The sequence below is a fragment of the Roseococcus sp. SYP-B2431 genome, assembly GCF_004336745.1.
In the GTDB taxonomy this organism is placed as follows: Bacteria; Pseudomonadota; Alphaproteobacteria; order Acetobacterales; family Acetobacteraceae; genus Roseococcus.
Window position 1 is genome coordinate 705086 of sequence record NZ_SJXD01000011.1, and the last position, 19200, is coordinate 724285.

18 protein-coding genes are annotated in these 19200 nt (G+C 70.9%); 13 read left to right on the forward strand and 5 right to left on the reverse strand.

Features of this window, described 5'->3' with window-relative positions; translation table 11 throughout:
• Positions 1-19 precede the first annotated feature (19 nt).
• Together EJV46_RS04640 and EJV46_RS04645 are read left to right on the forward strand one after the other, a co-directional pair.
• Positions 20-1450 carry a deoxyribodipyrimidine photo-lyase gene (locus EJV46_RS04640; protein WP_131547409.1) on the forward strand — a complete coding sequence of 477 codons (1431 nt, stop codon included), beginning with the start codon at positions 20-22 and terminating at the stop codon, positions 1448-1450.
• A complete protein-coding gene (locus tag EJV46_RS04645) occupies positions 1447-2178 on the forward strand; it encodes a metallophosphoesterase (protein WP_240782398.1) in 732 nt (243 codons plus the stop codon). The genes EJV46_RS04640 and EJV46_RS04645 overlap by 4 nt, the downstream gene beginning before the upstream one ends.
• A 7-nt stretch (positions 2179-2185) precedes the next feature.
• Here the strand turns inward: EJV46_RS04645 and EJV46_RS04650 are convergent, their stop codons facing one another.
• The 5 genes from EJV46_RS04650 to EJV46_RS04670 all read right to left on the reverse strand — a co-directional run bounded on the left by EJV46_RS04650 (position 2186) and on the right by EJV46_RS04670 (position 7449).
• Positions 2186-2983 carry a creatininase family protein gene (locus EJV46_RS04650; RefSeq protein WP_131547410.1) on the reverse strand — a complete coding sequence of 266 codons (798 nt, stop codon included), beginning with the start codon at positions 2981-2983 and terminating at the stop codon, positions 2186-2188.
• A 55-nt stretch (positions 2984-3038) separates the two neighbouring features.
• Positions 3039-4037 carry a tripartite tricarboxylate transporter substrate binding protein gene (locus tag EJV46_RS04655; RefSeq protein ID WP_131547411.1) on the reverse strand — a complete coding sequence of 333 codons (999 nt, stop codon included), beginning with the start codon at positions 4035-4037 and terminating at the stop codon, positions 3039-3041.
• Between the two features lie 190 nt (positions 4038-4227).
• Complete coding sequence (locus EJV46_RS04660; protein ID WP_131547412.1) at positions 4228-5226, reverse strand: tripartite tricarboxylate transporter substrate binding protein; 999 nt, start codon at positions 5224-5226, stop codon at positions 4228-4230.
• 49 nt (positions 5227-5275) lie between these two features.
• The gene (locus EJV46_RS04665; protein WP_131547413.1) at positions 5276-6811 is read right to left on the reverse strand and encodes a cryptochrome/photolyase family protein; all 1536 of its coding nucleotides are present in this window, start codon (positions 6809-6811) and stop codon (positions 5276-5278) included.
• On the reverse strand, positions 6808-7449 hold the full coding sequence (locus EJV46_RS04670) for a DUF6134 family protein (protein WP_131547414.1): 642 nt from the start codon (positions 7447-7449) through the stop codon (positions 6808-6810). Before EJV46_RS04670 ends, EJV46_RS04665 begins: the two co-directional genes overlap by 4 nt.
• Positions 7450-7541: 92 nt before the next feature.
• Here EJV46_RS04670 and EJV46_RS04675 point away from each other — a divergent pair, with 92 nt between their 5' ends.
• The 11 genes from EJV46_RS04675 (at position 7542) to EJV46_RS04725 (ending at position 19198) form a co-directional block, all read left to right on the forward strand.
• Positions 7542-8075, forward strand: coding sequence for a histidine phosphatase family protein (locus tag EJV46_RS04675; protein ID WP_131547415.1), 534 nt, complete (start codon positions 7542-7544; stop codon positions 8073-8075).
• An 86-nt stretch (positions 8076-8161) separates the two neighbouring features.
• The gene (locus EJV46_RS04680; RefSeq protein WP_131547416.1) at positions 8162-9475 is read left to right on the forward strand and encodes a CHAD domain-containing protein; all 1314 of its coding nucleotides are present in this window, start codon (positions 8162-8164) and stop codon (positions 9473-9475) included.
• Between the two features lie 55 nt (positions 9476-9530).
• Positions 9531-10094, forward strand: a complete 564-nt coding sequence (locus tag EJV46_RS04685) for a thermonuclease family protein (protein ID WP_131547417.1) — start codon at positions 9531-9533, stop codon at positions 10092-10094.
• 140 nt (positions 10095-10234) lie between these two features.
• Positions 10235-11536 carry a citrate synthase gene (locus tag EJV46_RS04690; protein WP_131547418.1) on the forward strand — a complete coding sequence of 434 codons (1302 nt, stop codon included), beginning with the start codon at positions 10235-10237 and terminating at the stop codon, positions 11534-11536.
• 213 nt (positions 11537-11749) lie between these two features.
• The gene (gene urtA / locus EJV46_RS04695; protein WP_206020701.1) at positions 11750-12997 is read left to right on the forward strand and encodes an urea ABC transporter substrate-binding protein; all 1248 of its coding nucleotides are present in this window, start codon (positions 11750-11752) and stop codon (positions 12995-12997) included.
• Between the two features lie 187 nt (positions 12998-13184).
• Complete coding sequence (urtB, locus tag EJV46_RS04700; RefSeq protein WP_131547419.1) at positions 13185-14705, forward strand: urea ABC transporter permease subunit UrtB; 1521 nt, start codon at positions 13185-13187, stop codon at positions 14703-14705.
• Complete coding sequence (gene urtC / locus EJV46_RS04705) at positions 14705-15760, forward strand: urea ABC transporter permease subunit UrtC (RefSeq protein WP_240782399.1); 1056 nt, start codon at positions 14705-14707, stop codon at positions 15758-15760. Before urtB ends, urtC begins: the two co-directional genes overlap by 1 nt.
• Complete coding sequence (gene urtD / locus EJV46_RS04710; RefSeq protein ID WP_131547421.1) at positions 15757-16533, forward strand: urea ABC transporter ATP-binding protein UrtD; 777 nt, start codon at positions 15757-15759, stop codon at positions 16531-16533. Before urtC ends, urtD begins: the two co-directional genes overlap by 4 nt.
• A gap of 62 nt (positions 16534-16595) precedes the next feature.
• Positions 16596-17288: an urea ABC transporter ATP-binding subunit UrtE gene (urtE, locus tag EJV46_RS04715; protein WP_131547422.1), complete on the forward strand. Its 693-nt coding sequence runs from the start codon at positions 16596-16598 to the stop codon at positions 17286-17288.
• Positions 17289-17316: 28 nt separating this feature from the next.
• Positions 17317-18234, forward strand: a complete 918-nt coding sequence (locus tag EJV46_RS04720) for an alpha/beta hydrolase (RefSeq protein WP_131547423.1) — start codon at positions 17317-17319, stop codon at positions 18232-18234.
• Between the two features lie 91 nt (positions 18235-18325).
• Positions 18326-19198, forward strand: a complete 873-nt coding sequence (locus EJV46_RS04725) for a LysR substrate-binding domain-containing protein (protein WP_255465993.1) — start codon at positions 18326-18328, stop codon at positions 19196-19198.
• Positions 19199-19200 lie beyond the last annotated feature (2 nt).

The window sequence follows — 19200 nt, forward strand, 5'->3', positions numbered from 1 at the left end:
AAAACCCCACATTGCATGCATGTCCCCTCCTGCCCTGTTCTGGTTCCGTCAGGATCTTCGCCTCGCCGACAATCCAGGCCTCGACTCGCTCGGCGACCGGCCGGCGCTGCTGGTCCATGTGCTCGACGACTCCGCGGCGCGGGAGCATGCGCTGGGCGGCGCGCAGCGCTGGTGGCTGCACTGCTCGCTCGCCGCGCTGGACGCCGCCTTGCGCGCGCGCGGATCGGCGCTGCATCTGGCACGCGGGGACGCCACGCGGATCATCCCGAAGCTGGCCGACGAGATCGGCGCGGAGGAGGTGATCGCCGGGCGGCTCTACGAGCCCTGGGCCCGCCGGCGCGACGAGGCCGTCGCGCATACGCTGGAGAAGGCCGGGCGCAAGCTGGTCCTGCACACGCATTCGCTGCTGCACGAGCCGCACCGCCTGCGGACCGGCGCGGGCCGGCCCTACTCGGTCTATACCCCGTTTTCCCGCGCGATCTTCGCCCTGGGCGAGCCGCATCCGCCCATCCCCGCGCCGAAGCGCCTCACGCCCGTCGCGCATCCGCCGCGGGGCGAGAGCCTCGACGCGCTCGGGCTGCTGCCGCCCGGGCCCGACTGGTGGCGCGGGTTTTCCGCATCCTGGACGCCCGGCGAGACCGGCGCCGCCGAACGGATGGAGGCCTTCGGCAAGTGCGCGATCGACCGCTACGAGGAGGACCGCAACACGCCCCGCATCGAGGGCACTTCGCGCCTCAGCCCCCATCTGCGCTTCGGCGAGATCAGCCCGCGCCAGGCTTGGCATGCCGCGCGCGAGGCCGGGCTGAAGGGCGAGGCCGGCTTCCTCAAGGAGCTGATCTGGCGGGAGTTCTCCTACCACACGCTCTGGCACCGGCCGGAGCTGCCCGAGCAGCCCCTGCGTGCCGAATATGCGCGCTTCCCCTGGATGGCCTCGAGGCCGGCGCTGCGCGCCTGGCAGCGCGGGCTCACCGGCTACCCGATCGTCGATGCCGGCATGCGGCAGCTCTGGCGCACGGGCTGGATGCACAACCGGGTCCGCATGGTCGCGGCCTCCTTCCTGGTGAAGCACCTGCTGCAGCCCTGGCAGCAGGGCGAGGCCTGGTTCTGGGACACGCTGGTCGATGGCGACCTCGCGAGCAATGCCGCCAACTGGCAGTGGGTCGCCGGCTCAGGCGCGGATGCCGCGCCCTATTTCCGCGTCTTCAACCCCGTGCTCCAGGGCCGGAAATTCGATGCGGGCGGCGCCTATGTGAGGCGCTGGGTGCCCGAGCTCGCGAAGCTGCCCGATAGGCACATCCACAGCCCTTGGGAGGCGCCCGCGGAGGTGCTGTCCCGGGCCGGCGTCACCCTTGGCCGCGACTATCCGCGCCCCATCATCGGCCATGCCGAAGGCCGGGCCCGCGCGCTGGCGGCCCATGCCGCACTCCGCGCGGAGGAGGCGGCCGCGTGATCCCCACCGCCGCCGAGCTCCGGCGCCGCGGCTTCCGCGGCCTGCGCGTCGTGGGCGACGTGCATGGCGAAGCCGGGGCGCTGGAAGCCGCCATCATCGGCGCCTGCGACGCCGACCTGTTCCTGCTGCAGCTCGGGGACCTCACCGACTACGGGCCCGACGCGCCCGGCGTGCTGCGCGACGTCTTCGCCCTGCTGGACGCCCAGGCGGGAATCTTCCTGCTCGGCAACCACGACCACAAGCTGCGCCGCGCCCTGGTCGGCAACCGCGTGCGCAGCCCGGCCGAGGCGACGCCGCGCACGCTGGAGCAGCTGGATGCCGCGCCCGACGGCGGCGAGCTGACCGAGCGCGCCATCGCCGAGATCGGCCGCGCGCCGGCCTGGCTGCGGCTCGGCTCCTGGGTCTTCGTCCATGCCGCCTTCCATCCGGGCATGATGTTCGAGGCGGCCCCGCGCGAGGCCGGCACGCGGCGGCCGGACAACCTGGTCTCGCGCGCGCTCTTCGGCCAGGTCACGGGCCGCACCCAGGGCGACGGCTATCCCGAGCGCCTGCTGCACTGGGTGGATTCGATCCCGGCCGGCGTCACCGTCTATTGCGGCCACGACCAGCGCTCGACGGATGGGCGCCCCTGGACGACGCGCGGCCGCGCCGGCGGCGAGGCGGTGTTCATGGACACCGGCTCCGGCAAGGGCGGGCACCTCTCCTGGCTCGACCTGCCGCTGCCGTGACAGCGCGTCAGCGCGCCTGCCACAGCTCCGGATTGGCCAGCAGCTCCGCGCATCGCGCGGCGATGGCGTCGAGCAGCTTCACCCCCTTCTCCGCGCTCGCCAGGCGCGCATCGCCGACGACGCCGCTCTGCGTGATCTCGCGGAAGGAGCGGCGCATGAGCAGCCCCGGGGGCTGCCCCGGCACCCGCGAGGAGGCCGGGCCATGCGCCTCGGCGATCCGCTCCGGACGCACGCTCCCGGGCGAGAGATGCATCATCATCGAGGTCTCGGCCTCGCAGGCATGCATCAGCGTGGGCTGGCGCTCCAGCAGCGGCGCGATCACCTCCGGCACCATGTGCCAATAGGTGGCGCCGCCGACGCGGATGCCGAACTCCACCGCGAGGTCGGTCGCCGCGGTGCCGATCGCCTCGGCGTTGCCGCCATGGCCGTTCATCAGGAAGACGCGCCTGAAGCCGTGGCGCGACACCGAGCCGACGACGCCGCGCAGCACCGCCTGGAAGGTCGCGTGGTCCAGCGTCACCGTGCCGCCGAAGGCCATGTGATGCTCGGCCAGCCCCGCCCAGCAGACCGGCGTCACGATCACGCGCTGCCCCGCCGCGGCCATGCGCCGCGCCGTCTCCAGCGCGACATTGCCGCCCAGCACCATGTCCACGCCGGTCGCCAGATGCGGGCCGTGCTGTTCCATCGAGGCGACCGGCACGATGACCAGCGCATCGGCCGCCGCCTCGGCCTGGATCTCGGCGGCGGTCAGCTTCATCCATTCGAGGCTGCGCGCCGGTTCCGCCGCTTCGGGCTTCTTGGCCATTCGATATCGTCCTTTCGCTGAGTGGCCCGGCCGGGCGGCCCGGCCGGGGAAGCCGTCACCCGGCCGTCGCGCCCGAGCCCTCGACGAGCTGCCGCCAGACGGGAATCTGAGCCTGCCAGAAGGCGCCGAAGGCCTCGGGGGTCTCGTCGGCCATGGGGAAGACGGTCAGCTCCAGCAGGCGGCGCTTCAGATCCTCTTGCGCGATGACGTCGCGCAGCGCGGCATGCATCGCCGCGATCGCGGGCGCGGGGGTGCCGCGGGCCGCCACGAAGCCCCACCAGTTGAGCGCGTCGATGCCCTTGCCCGGCAGCACCTCGTCCATGCCCGGGACATGCGCGAGCTCGGGCACATAGTCGATGCGCTTGGCCGAGCCGGCCGCGAGCGCACGGAAGCGGCCCTCGCGCACATGCGGCAGCAGGGCGGGGATCACGTCGAACATCATGTCGATATTGCCCGCGACAAGGTCCTGGATGGCCGGCCCGCCGCCGCGATAGGGCACGTGCGTCATGTCCGCGCCGGTCTCGCGCTTCACCTTCTCGAAGAAGAGATGGGCGCTGGTCCCGGTGCCGCTGCTGCCCATGGTGATGCGGCCGGGATTGGCCTTGGCGAAATCGATCTGCTCCTGGAAGGTCCGCCAGGGGCGCTGCGAATTCACCACCCAGAGCAGCGTCCCCAGGCACACGCGCGAGACTGGCACGAAGTCGCGCACGGGATCGAAGGGCATGCGCGCCCCATAGAGATAGGGATTGGCCGTCAGCACATTGGCCGCGGTGAAGAGCCAGGTGAGGCCATCCTTCTCCGACTGCAGCACCGCCTGCGCGCCGATATTGCCGCCCGCGCCCGGCCGGTTCTCGATGACGACCGCCTGGCCGAGGATGGGCGAGAGCCGCTCGCCGATCATGCGCGCGATCATGTCGGTCGCGCCGCCGGGCGTGATCGGCACCATGATCCGGACGGGGCGGCCGGGCCGCCAGGCCTGGGCATGGGCGGGCGCCGCCAGAAAGGGCGCAGCGAGGCTGCCGAGCAGGAGTCTGCGGCGCGGCGTAACGATCATCGGCGAGGTTCCTCCGAATTCAGGATCGTCTCCTGATCGCGCGAGGTTCGCACGAAACGCGACGCAGGACAGCCTCCCACGAGGCGCCATCCCCGCCATCTCCGGCGCGCGGTCCGCGGAGCGGCGCCGGAAAGGCCGGGGCAGGCGCCGCCGCGATGCGCCTGCCCGGGCTCCCTTGAAGGCGCGCGGACTATTCGGCCGTGGCGCCGGACGCCTCGACCAGCTCCCGCCAGACCGGAACCTGCGCCCGCCAGAAGGCGCCGAAGGCCGCCGGGTTCTCGTCCACCAGCGGGAAGACGGTGAGGCCCAGGAGGCGCTGCTTCACCTCCTCCTGCGCCAGCACGCGCTGAAGCGCGGCATGCATGCCGGCGACGGCGGGCTCCGGCGTGCCGGTCGCGGCGACGACGGACCACCAGTTCAGCGCGTCGATGCCCTTGCCCGGCAGCAGATCGTCCATGGCGGGGACGTTGGCCAGCTCGGGCACGTAGTCGATGCGCCTGGCCGAGCCCGCGGCCAGCGCGCGGAAGCGGCCCTCGCGCACATGCGGCAGCAGGGCCGGGATCACGTCGAACATCATGTCGATATTGCCGGACATCAGGTCCTGGATGGCGGGGCCGCCACCGCGATAGGGCACGTGGGTCATGTCGGTGCCGGTCTCGCGCTTCACCTTCTCGAAGTAGAGATGGCTGATGGCGCCGGTGCCGCTGCTGCCCATGGTCACGCGGCCCGGATTGGCCTTCGCGAAGTCGATCTGCTCCTGGAAGGTGCGCCAGGGACGCTGCGCGTTCACCACCCAGAGCAGCGTGCCGACGCCGACCCGCGTGACCGGCGTGAAGTCGCGCAGCGGCACGAAGGGCATGCGGCTGCCGTAGAGATAGGTATTGGCCGTGAGCACATTGGCCGAGGTGAAGAGCCAGGTCAGCCCGTCCTTCTCGGCCTGCAGCACGGCCTGCGCGCCGATATTGCCGCCGGCGCCCGGCCGGTTCTCGATGATGACCGTCTGGCCGATCACGGCGGAGAGCCGCTCGCCGATCATGCGGGCGATGATGTCGTTGGCGCCGCCCGGCGCGATCGGCACGATCATCCGCACGGGGCGCGCGGGCTGCCAGCCCTGGGCATAGGCGGGCGCCGCCAGGAGGGGCGCGGCGAGGCTGCCCAGAAGCAGGCTTCGGCGTCGGCTGTCAGTCATGGGTTGAACTCCTGGCGGGGGATGGGGGGCGCCGCGATGCGGCCGCGGGTCAATAGGCGGATGCCATGGATTCCAGGAAGCGGGCAGCCCCCTCCCGGGCCGCGGCCAGCTTCCCGGGCTCCATCCGGCGCAGGCCCGCCAGCGGCATCGCCATCCGCGGATTGGCCGCGAACCGCTCGGCATGACGGGCGATGAAGTCCCAATAGAGCATGTTGAAGGGGCAGGCCCGGTCGCCCGAGCTCGCCTTCACGTCGAACCGGCAGCGTGGGCAATGGTTGCCCATCCGGTTGATATAGGCCCCCGCGGCCGCATAGGGCTTGCTGCCCAGAATGCCGCCATCGGCATGGAGGGCCATGCCGTGCGTATTGGGCAGCTCCACCCATTCGAAGGCATCGGCATAGACGATCATGTACCATTCGTTGATCGCCGCGGGCGCGATCCCGGCGAGCAAGGCGAAGTTGCCGGTGACCATGAGCCGCTGGATGTGGTGGGCATAGGCGAGGTCGCGCGTCTGGGCGATCGCGCTGTCCATGCAGCGCATGCCCGACTGCGCGGTCCAGTAGAAGGCCGGGAGGGGCCGGTTGGCGCCGAGGGCGTTCGTCTCCTTATAGGCGGGCATCTTCAGCCAGTAGAGGCCGCGCACATATTCCCGCCAGCCGAGGATCTGGCGGATGAAGCCCTCGGCCGCGTTCAGCGGGACCGTGCCGGCCCGCCAGGCCGCCTCGGCCGCCTCGCAGGCCTCGGAGGGCAGCAGCAGGCCGATGTTCAGGCTGGTCGAGAGGAGCGCGTGGAACAGATGGGCCTCGCCCTCGGCGAGGGCATCCTGGTAGTCGCCGAAATGCGGCAGGCGATGCGCCACGAAATCGGCGAGCGCGCGCTGCGCCTCGGCTGCGGTCACCGGCCAGGCAAAGGCCTCCAGGCCGCCGAAGTGATCGGGGAACCTGGCCTCGACCAGCGCCATCACCTCGCGCGTGATGGCGTCCGGCGCGAAGCGGGGCGCCGGCGGCGGCACCAGGCCCCTGGGCAGGCGCTTGCGGTTCTCGGCGTCGAAGTTCCAGGCACCGCCCGCCGGCCCGCTTTCCTCCATCAGCAGGCCGGTCGCCTCCCGCATGCCCCGATAGAAATACTCCATGCGCAGCTCGCGCCGCCCGAACGCCCAGTTGCGGAAGGTCGCCAGCCCGGCGAGGAAGCGGGTGTCCTCCCGGATGTCCACAGGCAGGCCGAGCCGCGCCTCCCAGCCCTCCATCTCCTCGAGCACGCGGAACTCGCCGGGATGGGTAGCGACGATCCGCGCCGGGCGATGCCGCTCCACGGCGCGCCCGATCTCGCCGCCGAAGCTCTGGCTGTTGTCCGGGTCGTCGAGCCGGACGTAGTCCACCTGGACCCCGCGCGCCGCCAGCGCCCGCGCGAAATGGCGCATGGAGGAGGGGACCAGCGCGATCTTCTGCTTGTGATGGCGGACATAGGTGCACTCGGCGCCGACCTCCATCATCAGCACCACGTCATGGACGGGGTCGAGATCCTGTAGCGCCGCGATGCTGCGCGAGCACTGGTCTCCCAGCACGACGCGCAACGCATCCGTCATCCCGCGCGCTCGTACATCACGGTGCTGCCGTCGTCGCCGGTCACCTGGTAGGCGGTCCAGCGGCCGTCGGCGGAGAAGTCCAGCACCGCATCCACCTCGCCGGCGCAGCGCCAGCGCGTGCCGCCGCCGGCGATGGCCTCGCGCGTCCAGCGCAGGTCCATGAGCCGGCCCGTCGTGGTGCCGAAGACGGGCACGGCGCCGCCGAAGCGCTGCGGCTCCCACCAGGACAGCGGCACGGCCTCTGCCGGCAGCATCCGCTCCCCCTCGGAGCCGCGGATGGCGACGCCGCGGGGCGTCGCCTCGGCCTGCACGTCGACGATGCGCCCGTTGCGGTTCTGCCGCGAGGCCACGGAGACGAAGCGCCCCTCCCGCGTCACTTCCATGTAGCGATGCTCGAAGCGATAGACGACGACGCCCAGGACGCGCGGCGTCACCACCACCTCGGAGAGCGTCAGCAGATCGGCGCCCCGGCGCGAGAAGCTCACCTCGTGGCTGCCGATATGCGTGCCGTTGCGCATGACGCGCCAACGGTAGCCCGCCCCCGCCGGGCCGGGGGCGGGAGCCGGCTGGGCCAGCGCCGGGGTCGCCGCCAGCATGGGAAAGAGACGGCGCGGGATGGCCGGAAGCATGGTCCTCATGGGATGCTAGATCGGCCCGCCAGCCGTTTCCCGCAACCTGCCGTCCCTGGGGCGGGACAGAACGCCCGCGCCATGGCATGATCGCGGCCGCCATGCGCCAGCTCCTGCTGCTTCGCCACGCCAAGTCCTCCTGGGACGATGCGAGCCTTTCCGACCATTCCCGGCCGCTCAATGCGCGGGGCCGCATGGCGGCCGCCGCCATGGCCGACCAGATGCGCGAGCTCGGCCTCGTGCCGGACGTCGTGCTCGTCTCCTCCTCGCGCCGCACGCTCCAGACGCTGGAGGCGCTGCAGCCGATCGAGGGCGGGCCGCTCGTCGAGGTGATGGACGACCTCTACCTCGCCCCCTGGCCCCGCCTGCTGGAGACGCTGCAGCGGGTGCCGGAAACGGCGCGCTCGGTGCTGCTGATCGGCCACAATCCAGGCATGCACGAGCTGGGACTCGCGATGATGGGCCCGGCGGGCGCGGCGCTGGGCGGGCCGCATGCGCGCCGCCTGGCCGAGGGCTATCCGACCGGGGCGCTCGCCGAATTCACCGTCGCCGGATCCTGGGGCAAGCTCGCCGAAGGCGGCGGACGGCTCGTGCGCTTCCTGGCCCCGCGCGACCTGCCGGAGGTCGCCGCCTGATCCTCGAACTCGCCCTCGGCACTTCCCCGCCGCGCTGTCCGGCCCATCCCCTGCTTTCTGCCGCGCCGGCCTGGCAGGCGGAGACGGTGACCTGGTTCCGGCCCGAGGGCCGGGCGGAAGACGCGGGCGCGCCCCTGCTGCAGCGCCGGCGCCGCGCCTGGGAGGCCGTCCAGCCGCTGCCGCCCCGGGAGGGATGCTGGTGGCCGGGCACCTGGCCGGCCCCGGAGCCGGCCGGGCCCGACCCGGCCGCCCTGCCCGTCGCGCGCTTCGTCGGGCGCCGCGCCAAGCTGGCCGAAGGCGTGACCTGGATCGAGGGACGCATCGAGGCCCCGGGGGCTGGCCAGACCCTGCGCCGAAAAGTCGGCCGACTGGTGCTGGAGGGCGAGGCGCCCGACCTACTGCGCCTCGGTGCCGAGCTGGCCCGCACCCTGCCCCTGCTGCCAGCCGGCGCCTCCCTGGCCGAGGAGGCCCTGGCGCTGGCCGAGGACCGCGCGCCCCGCCCGCGGCGCTCCGGCCCGCCCAGCCTCGCCGGGGCCCAATCCGTCGAGCCGGCGTTTCTCGCCGCGATGGCCCATCTGCAGGACGTCCTGCTGGCCGAGACGCCGCGATGCCGGCTCGAGCAGGGGCCGCGCGGCGTGCACCAGTCGCGGGTCGCGATCCGCCGGCTGCGCTCCATCCTGAAGCTGTTCCGCCCGGTGGTGGACGGGCCTGACTGGCGGGCCTGGGACGCGCAGCTCGGCGACCTGGCCCGGGCGCTGGGCTCGGCCCGCGACTGGGACGTGTTCCTGGGCGGGATCGGCGCGGGAACGCTCGAGGCGCTGGATGGCGACATCCGCCTGAAGCGGCTGCTGCGTGCCGCCCTGCGCGAGCGCGACGCGGCCTATGCGGCGCTCGGCCGGCTGCTCGCGGGCGAGGAGTTCCGCCGCACCGTCTGGCTCGGGCTGCAGCTCGCGCTCATCCGCCCGCACGAGGTTCCGAACCAGCCGCTGGCCCCCTTCGCGGCCGAGCTGCTGCGCAAGCGCTGGCGCCGGCTGAAGCGCGCTGGCGCCGCGATGAGCGGGCTGGACGCCTCCGCGCTGCACGAGATGCGGCTCGACGCCAAGCGGCTGCGCTACGCCGCCGAGCCCTTCTCCGCCCTTTGGCCCGGCCGCGCCTCGAAGCGCTTCACCCGGCGGCTGGCGGCGCTCCAGGAGGCACTGGGCCTCGCCAACGACGCCACGGTGGCGCGCGGCCTCGCCGCGCGGCTGGCCGGGCGCGGCGCCGGCAGCTTCGCCATCGGCACGGTGACGGGCTTCGCGGCGGGCCGCGCCGAGGGCAGCCGGATCGCCTCCATCGTCGCCTGGAAGGCGCTGAAGAAGGCCGGCCCGTTCTGGAAAACCCACGCCGCGGCCGATACGTAACATCCGGAAACAACCGGGTTGCCAGCCCCCTTGGGCCTGGGTTAACCAGTGCGGCATGCGACGCCGACGCCTCTTTCAGACCGCCCGAACGCCGCAGCGCTGGGGACGCGCCTTCGCCCTCACGGCGAGCGGAGTCCTGGGCGGGGTGCTGGTGGTGCTCGGCCTGCCGACGGAGCTGATGGGCTCCGCGCCGCGCAACCAGGAATGGTCCTCGCCCGCCGCGCAGATCCGCATCGTCGACGGCGATACCCTCCGCCTCGGCGACCGCACGCTCCGCCTCTACGGCGTCGAGGCGCCCGAGCGCGGGCAGTTCTGCACCAACGAGCAGGGTGCCCTTTATGATTGCGGCACCGCCGCCGCGGCCGAGCTCGCGCGGCTGGTCGGCGAGCGCGGGGTCGAGTGCCGGGTCCAGGGCCGGGACCGCTTCGGCCGCGCGCTGGGCGTCTGCCGGGCGGGCGGCGTGGAGCTGAACACGGCCCTCGTCACCTCGGGCTGGGCGCTGGCCGATGGCGGATCCCTGCCCGCCCTGGTCCCGGTCGAGGCCGCGGCCCGCTCGGCGCAGCGAGGGCTGTGGGCCGGCGGCTTCGAGCCTCCCGCCCATTGGCGGCGCGGCTACTGAACCGGCGCGCCGCATTGCGCCCGCCTGCCGCCGGTTGAGGGTTGCCCCGATAGACAAGGGCGCCATTGCGCCTATCCTGCATTGCAGCATAGGTCCCGGAACCAATCGGGACGAAACAGTTTGCGAGGAAGGCTGCTGACATGAGCAAGAACGGCTCGATCACCATCACGCTCGAGGGCAGCAATGCCAGCGCCTCGATGCCGCTTCTCGGCGGCACGCTCGGGCCGCAGGTCGCGGATATCCGCAAGCTCTATTCGAGCCTGGGCATCTTCACCTACGACCCGGGCTACGGCGAGACCGCCAGCTGCGAGAGCAAGATCACCTATATCGATGGCGACCAGGGGATCCTGCTCTACCGCGGATACCCGATCGAGCAACTGGCCGAGAAAAGCGACTTCATCGAGGTCTGCTATCTGCTAATGCATGGCGAGCTGCCGAACAAGGAGCAGCTCGAGCAGTACCGCAAGGCCGTCACGAACCACACCATGGTTCACGAGCAGCTGCGCCGCTTCTATGACGGCTTCCGCCGCGACGCGCATCCGATGGCGATCATGTGCGGCGTGGTCGGCGCGATGGCCGCCTTTTACCACGACAACCTCGACATCAACGACGAGCGGCAGCGCGAGATCGCGGCCTTCCGCCTCATCGCCAAGGTGCCGACCATCGCGGCGATGGCCTATAAATACGCGCTCGGGCAGCCCTTCGTGTATCCGCGCAACGATCTGAGCTACGCCGCCAACTTCCTCTACATGCTGAACTCGGTCCCGGCCGAGCCCTATGAGGTCTCGCCGGTCCTGGCGCGCGCCATGGACCTGATCCTCATCCTGCACGCCGATCACGAGCAGAACGCCTCGACCTCGACGGTGCGTCTCGCCGGCTCCACCGGGGCGAATCCCTTCGCCTGCATCGCGGCCGGCATCGCGGCGCTCTGGGGTCCCGCCCATGGCGGCGCCAACGAGGCCGTGCTGAAGATGCTCGGCGAGATCGGCACCAAGGATAAGATCCCCGCCTTCATCGAGCAGGTGAAGGACAAGAACAGCGGCGTGAAGCTCATGGGCTTCGGGCACCGGGTCTACAAGAACTTCGACCCGCGCGCGAAGATCATGAAGGACACCTGCCACGAGGTGCTGGCCGAGCTGGGCATCAAGGACGAGCCGCTGCTCGACATGGCGATGGAGATGGAGCGGATCGCGCTGACCGACGAGTACTTCATCTCGCGCAAGCTCTATCCGAACGTCGATTTCTACTCGGGCATCATCCTCAAGGCGATGGGCATCCCGACCTCCATGTTCACGGTCATCTTCGCCGTCGCCCGCACGGTCGGCTGGGTGAGCCAGTGGAAGGAGATGATCGAGGATCCGAGCCAGCGCATCGGCCGTCCCCGGCAGATCTACACGGGCGCCGACACGCGCGACTACGAGGCGCTCGACAAGCGCGGCTGATCGCCTGCCCGGCGCGCACGAAGCCCGGCCTCCGTGAGGAGGCCGGGCTTTTTGTTGGCCAGGCCGGACCTGATTGCGGTTTGGGCAGTTGCTTTCAGATCGTGCGGACGAATTTGGATCTGCGTCGCTCGCCCCCAAATTCTCCCGACTCTCGCATGCCCGCGCCCCGCCGCCCTCGGTAGCTTTCTCCTCGTTGCACTTCCGGAGGATGCCGTGCGCAAGAACCTGTTGCCCGTTTCGCGGCGAGCCCTGCTCGCCACCCCCGCGGCCGGCGCCCTGGCCGCCCCCCTGGCGGCGCCCGCCATCGGCCAGACCGCGACGATCAAGGTCGGCGTGCTGCACTCGCTTTCCGGCACCATGGCCATCTCCGAGACGGCGCTGCGCGACACCGCGCTCATGATGGTCCAGTGGCAGAACGCCCGCGGCGGCCTGCTCGGCCGCCAGCTCGAGGCCGTGGTCGTGGACCCCGCCTCCAACTGGCCGCTCTTCGCCGAGAAGGCGCGCGAGCTGCTCGCCGTCTCCAAGGTGGACGTGACCTTCGGTTGCTGGACCTCGGTCAGCCGCAAGTCCGTCCTGCCGGTCTTCGAGGAGCTGAACGGCCTGCTCTTCTACCCCGTCCAGTACGAGGGCGAGGAGCAGAGCCGGAACATCTTCTACACCGGCGCCGCGCCGAACCAGCAGGCGATCCCGGCGGTCGAGTACCTGCTCGGGCCGGATGGCGGCGAGGCCAAGCGCATCGCGCTGCTCGGCACGGACTACGTCTATCCTCGCACGACCAACCGCATCCTGCGCGGCTACCTCAACTCCAAGGGCATCGCCGATGCCGACATCATGGAGGAGTACACGCCCTTCGGGCACAGCGACTGGCAGGGCATCGTGACGCGCGTGAAGCAGTTCGCCGCGCAGGGCAAGAAGACCGCGATCGTCTCGACCATCAACGGCGACGCCAACGTCCCCTTCTACCGCGAGCTGGGCAACCAGGGGATCAAGGCGGAGGACATCCCCTCGGTGGCCTTCTCGGTCGGCGAGGAGGAGCTGGCCGGCATCGACGCCCGCCCGCTCGTCGGCCATCTCGCGGCCTGGAACTACTTCATGTCCGTGCCCGGCCCGGCCAATGCCGAGTTCCTGGTCATGTGGCGCGCCTATATCAACAACCCGCGCCGCGTGACCAACGACCCGATGGAAGCGACCTATACGGGCTTCCGCATGTGGGCTCAGGCGGTGGCCGCGGCCGGCTCCACCGCCGTCGATGCGGTGCGCGAAAAGCTCTACGGGCAGAAGGTGATGGCGCCTTGCGGATTCGAGGAGGAGATGCACCGCAATCATCACCTCTCCAAACCGGTGATGATCGGCGAGATCCAGGCCGACGGCCAGTTCAACATCGTCCACAAGACGCCGACGGCGATCCCGGCCGAGAACTGGTCGCCCTTCATTCCTGAGAACGCAAATCGTCGTCGTTGACGACGATTTGTTTTTCTTGCCCTCAAACGCCGGGCGCGCGCTCCGCGCGCTCGGCTTCGCGCCGCGACTGGCGCTCCTGGCCTGCGGGTCCTTCTGGGCGCGCCGGCCGCCTGCGGCCGGATCCTCGAAGGGATGTGCTGAGTTGGCGTTGCCGTTATTGCTGGCCAGGGTCGGACATGGAGCGGCGTTGCTCCTGCTCGGCCTGTTTCTTCTGCTCGGCCCCGCCCGGGCGCAGGCTTTCGACAGCCTCGTGCCCCGCCTCGGCGGCAGCTTCGCCGAGCAGGCCGAGGCCGTGGAGCGGCTGGGCGCGCTGGGCGACGCGCGCGCCCTCCCCCTCCTTCAGGCGCTCGCCGATTCGCGCCTGCTGAAGCTCGCCGACGGCGGCGTCGCCGTGCAGCAGGGCAGCGCCGTGCCGGAGGGCGCCAGCCCCGTCCGCATCAACAATCGCGTCCGCGTGGCGCTGCGCGGCGCGCTGGGCCGCTTGCAGCTCGCCTCGCCCGTCGCCGCGCAGCGCCTGAGCGCCGCCGAGGCGATCCTGCGCAACCGCAGCGCCGAGGACATCCCCGCGCTGGAGGCCGCGCTGGCGCGCGAGCAGAACGCCCAGGTGCGCGAGCGCATGGAGCTGGCCCTCGGCGGTTCCCGCCTCGCCTCCGCCGACGCCGCGGCCAAGCGCGCGGGCATCGCGACGCTGGGCGCCTCCTCCTCGCCCGAGGCGCGCAACCTGCTGCTGGCCTCCCGTGCCGCCAATGCCGAGCTTGGCGCCGAGATCGACGCGGCCGTGGCCGCGATCGACCGCAAGCTCCAACTCCGCCAGGCGGCCGAGACCTTTTTCCAGGGGCTCTCGCTGGGCTCGGTGCTGCTGCTGGCCGCGCTCGGCCTCGCGGTGACCTTCGGCGTCATGGGCGTGATCAACATGGCGCATGGCGAGTTTGTGATGATCGGCGCCTATGCGACCGTGGTCGTGCAGGAATTCTGCCGCAACATCCCGGCGTTGCAGCCCTGGTCGCTGCCGCTCGCCATCCCGGTCGCCTTCCTCGTCACGGCCGTGATCGGTGCGGCGATGGAGCGCGGGCTGATCCGCCACCTCTACGGCCGCCCGCTGGAGACGCTGCTGCTCACCTTCGGCGTGGGCATGGTGTTGCAGCAGGTCGTGCGGCTGGTCTTCGGCGCGCAGAATCGCGAGGTGATCAGCCCGGCCTGGATGATGGGCACGCTGGTGCTGCCCGGCGGCGTCACCATCACGCAGAACCGCGCCTGGATCATCCTCTTCGCGCTGGCGGTGCTGCTGGCGACGCTCGCCGCCATCCGGCTCACGCGCTTCGGACTGGAGATGCGGGCGGTCGTGCAGAACCGTCGCATCGCGGCGACCATGGGCATCCGCACGGGCCGCGTCGACGCGATGACCTTCGCCTTCGGCTCGGGCATCGCCGGCCTCGCGGGCGTGGCGCTGAGCCAGATCGACAACGTCTCGCCCAATCTCGGCACGGGCTACATCATCGACAGCTTCATGGTCGTCGTCTTCGGCGGCGTCGGCTCGCTAATGGGCACGCTGATCGGCGCCTTCACGCTGGGTCTCGTGAACAAGATCCTGGAGCCCTATGCCGGCGTCGTGCTGGCCAAGGTGCTGCTGCTGGTGGGCATCATGCTCTTCATCCAGCGGCGGCCGAAGGGCCTCTTCGCGCTCAAGGGACGCGCGGCAGACCAATGATGACCAGACGCATCGTCCTGCTGGTCGCCGTGCTGCTGCTGGCGCTGCTGCCCGTGCTGAACGCCCTGCCCTCCTCCAATCCGCTGCATGTCTCGGACTTCCTGGTCAGCATCATCGGCAAGTGGATCTGCTACGCGATCCTGGCCCTCGCGCTCGATCTCGCCTGGGGCTACGCCGGCATCCTCTCGCTCGGCCACGGCGCCTTCTTCGCGCTGGGCGGCTACGCCATCGGCATGCACCTGATGCGGCTGATCGGGCCGCGCGGCGTCTATGGCCACCCGGTCCTGCCGGACTTCATGGTCTTCCTGGGCTATCGCGAGCTGCCCTGGTTCTGGCTGGGCTTCGACTGGTTTCCCTTTGCCTTCCTGATGGCGCTCGTCGTGCCCGGCCTGCTGGCGCTGGTGGTCGGCTACCTGGCCTTCCGCAGCCGCATCACGGGCGTCTATCTCTCCATCATAACCCAGGCGCTGACCTATGCGCTCATGCTCGCCTTCTTCCGCAACGACATGGGCTTCGGCGGCAACAACGGCTTCACCGACTTCAAGGAGCTGCTGGGCCTACCGCTCAACAGCGGCACCACCCGCGCCATCCTCTTCTACGCCGCGCTGGTCTCGTTGGTGGTGGTCTTCCTGCTCTGCTCGGCGCTGACCAGGACCAAGTATGGCCGCGTGCTGACCGCGATCCGCGATGCCGAGAGCCGCGTGCGCTTCCTCGGCTACAGCGTGACGCAGCACAAGCTCTTCGTCTTCGTGCTCTCGGCCATGATCGCGGGGTTGGCGGGCGCGCTCTACGTGCCGCTGGTGGGCATCATCAATCCCGGCGAATTCAGCCCGGGCAATTCCATCGAGGCGGTGGTCTGGGTCGCCTTCGGCGGGCGCGGCACGCTGGTGGGCGCGGTGCTCGGCGCCTTTTCCGTCAATGCGCTGAAGACCTGGCTGACCTCGGTGGCGCCCGATCTGTGGCTCATCGCGCTCGGCTGCCTCTTCGTGGCCGTGCCGCTGCTGCTGCCCAAGGGGCTGGTCGGGCTCGTCCGGCGGCGGAAGGGGAAGGCATGATGGAGCCTGAAGCGCTGGCCACCATGCCGCATGCCATCTCGACGCAGGGCCTCTATCTGGACGGCGTCACAGTGGCCTTCGACGGCTTCCGGGCGCTGAACAACCTCTCGCTCATCGTCGAGCCGGGCGAGCTGCGCGCCGTCATCGGCCCGAACGGCGCGGGCAAGACCACGATGATGGACTGCATCACCGGCAAGACGCGGCCCGGCTCGGGCATCGTGAAGTTCGGCGATCGCGACCTCACGCGCATGGACGAGGCCTCCATCGCCAATCTCGGCGTGGGCCGGAAGTTCCAGAAGCCGACGGTCTTCGACGCGCTGACGGTCTTCGAGAATCTGGAGTTGGCGCTGAAGGCCCCGCGCAACCCCATCGCTTGCATCCGCTGGGTGCTGCGCGGCGAGGCGCGCGCCCGCATCGAGAAAACCATGCAGGAGATCGGCCTCACTGCCCGGGCGCATGACCTGGCCGGGCTGCTGAGCCATGGCCAGAAGCAGTGGCTGGAAATCGGCATGCTGCTCATGCAGGATCCGCAGCTCCTGCTGGTGGACGAGCCCGTCGCCGGCATGACCGATCACGAGACCGAGCAGACCGCGGCGCTGCTCACGGGCATCGCGGGCGAGCGCAGCGTGGTGGTGGTCGAGCACGACCTGGAATTCGTGAAGGCGCTGAACAGCCGGGTGACGGTGCTGCACGAGGGCAGCGTGCTCTCGGAGGGCAGCATCACCCATGTGCAGAACGACCCGCGCGTGGTCGAAGTGTACCTGGGGCGCTGACGATGCGGTCCCAGCTTCATCCCAGGCCTGAGGCCGCGCGGCCACGATCGGACCGATAGCCCATGCTCGTCGCCACCGATATCGACCTCTCCTACGGCGCCAGCCGCTGCCTGCGCGGCGTCTCCCTTGCCGTCGGTCCTGGTCAGATCGCCGCCGTGCTCGGCCGCAACGGCGTGGGCAAATCCTCGCTGCTCCGCTCGATCATGGGGCTGGAGCGCATCCAGGGCGGCAGCGTCGTCTGGGAGGGCCGCGAGATCCGCGACCTCGGCCCCGCCGAACGCGCCCTCGCCGGCATCGGCTATGTCCCGCAGGGCCGCGAGATCTTTCCGTTCCTGACCGTCCAGGAGAACCTCGAGACGGCGCTGGCCGCCGCCCCCCGCGGCAGCTCGGTCCCCGCCGAGGTCTTCGACCTCTTCCCGATCCTGCGGCAGTTTCTCCGCCGGCGCGGCGGCGACCTCTCGGGCGGGCAGCAGCAGCAGCTCGCCATCGGGCGCGCGCTCACCGCGCGCCCGCGCCTGCTCATCCTCGACGAGCCGACCGAGGGCATCCAGCCCAATGTCATCAAAGACATCGCCCGGGTGATCCACCACCTGGCGAAGGACCGGAACTTCGCCGTGGTCCTGGTCGAGCAGTATTTCGAATTCGCCCGCGACCTCGCCGACACCATCACCGTCATGGTCCGCGGCGAGGTGGCGCTCGCCGGCCCCACGAAGGAACTGGACGAAGAGGAGGTCCGCAAGCTCCTGACCGTGTAATCCTCCTTCGAACGACGGAGGAACGCCCATGAATACGAGCGAGATCGACGCGATCCGGCAACTGCTCGCCTCGAAGCCCCGGCCGGTCGGCTGGGCGGAGCGGCGCCGGCGCATCGACGAGGTCGGCTCGACCTGCCCGCCCGCCGGGGACATCGCAGTGGAGACCATCGACCTCGACGGCTTGCCAGGCGAATGGTCCCTGGCCCCGGGCAGCGATCCCTCCTGCGTCCTGCTGTACTTCCACGGCGGCGGCTACTGCTCGGGCTCGATCCGCAGTCATCGCCGGCTGGTCACCGAGGCCGGGCGGGCCGGCGGGCTGCGCACCCTCGCCGTCCAGTACCGGCTCGCTCCGGAACACCCCTACCCCGCCGCGCTCGACGACGCCTGGACGGCCTGGCAATTCCTCCGGCGGCAGGGCTTTGCGGCCGCCCGGATCGTGATCGGCGGCGACAGCGCGGGCGGCAATCTCACCGTGGCGCTCCTGAACCGGCTTCGCGACGCCGGCGAGGCCCTGCCCGCCTGCGCCTGGCTGGTCTCGCCCTGGACCGATCTCACCCAGTCCGGCGAGACCCTGGCAACCCGGGACGCCCTCGATCCGCTCATTCATCGCGCCTATCTGGACGAATTGGCCGCGGCCTTCGTCCCGGCCGGCCTGGAGGCGAGCGACCCGCGCATCTCGGTGCTCTGGTCCGATCTGGCGGGCCTGCCGCCCCTCCTGGTCCAGGTCGGGTCGGCCGAGACGCTGATCGACGATTCCAGCCGCTTCGTCCGGGCCGCGGGCTGCGCCGATGTGCGGGCTTCGCTGGAGATCTGGCCGCACATGATCCACGCCTGGCCCATGTGGAACGCGTGTCTGGAACCGGGCCGGCAGGCACTGGCCAGCGCCGGCGTCTTCCTACGACGGCACCTGCGGGCGGCGATCGCGGAGGCGTCCGCCGATCCATGATCTGGCCTTTTGCTTCAGCCCGTGATTCACAACGAAGCCTCGCTTTCGGCTCGCCGCACCTTCATCCGGGGACACCCTCATCAGCACCCGCCTGCCCCCGCTCCGCAGCCTTCGCGCCTTCGAGGCCGCCGGCCGCTTGTTGAGCTTTTCCGCCGCCGCCGCCGAACTTGGCGTGACGCCGGGCGCGATCAGCCACCAGATCCGGCAGCTGGAGGAGCATCTCGGCGCCCGGCTCTTCGAGCGGCAGCACCGTGAGGTCGTGCTCACGCCGCAGGGCCAGGCCTATCTCCGCTCGATCGGCGACGCCTTCCGGCGCATCGAGGAGGACACCCGCATCCTCTTCTCGGCCAACGACCCGGCGAGCCTGCGGGTCTATGCCTCCGTGAACCTGGCCCAGCGCTGGCTGGTGCCGCGGCTGCCGCGCTTCCTGGCGCGCCATCCGACCATCGCGCTCGACATCGCGGCCGAGGGCGGCCCACCCCCTGCCCTCGCCCCGCGCCGCTTCGACCTTGCCATCACCCATGGCGCGGCGCCGCTGGCGAAGGTGGAGCCGACGCGCCTCTTCGACGGCCGGCTCGTGCCCGTGTGCAGCCCCGGCTACCTCGCCGGACGCTCGCCCATCACCCATCCGTCCCAGCTCGACCCCGACCGGCTGATCCACACGCGCAAGCGCAAGGGCGACTGGCGACGCTGGCTCAAGCTGGCGAAGGAGCCGGGGATCGACGCCGGGCGCGGGATCAAGTTCGAGGACATGAACCTCGCCTATCTCGCGACGGTCTCCGGGATGGGGGTGATGCTGTTCTTCGCCAACCTCGTCTCCGAGGACCTGCGCGCGGGGCGGCTGGTCAGGCTCTTCGACCTGGCGCTGACCGAGGAGCCGGACTGGCTGGTCTATGCCACGCCCGCCCCGGAGCGCGAGCGGGCGACGGCCCTGTTCCGCAACTGGCTCGTCTCGGAAGCCTGACT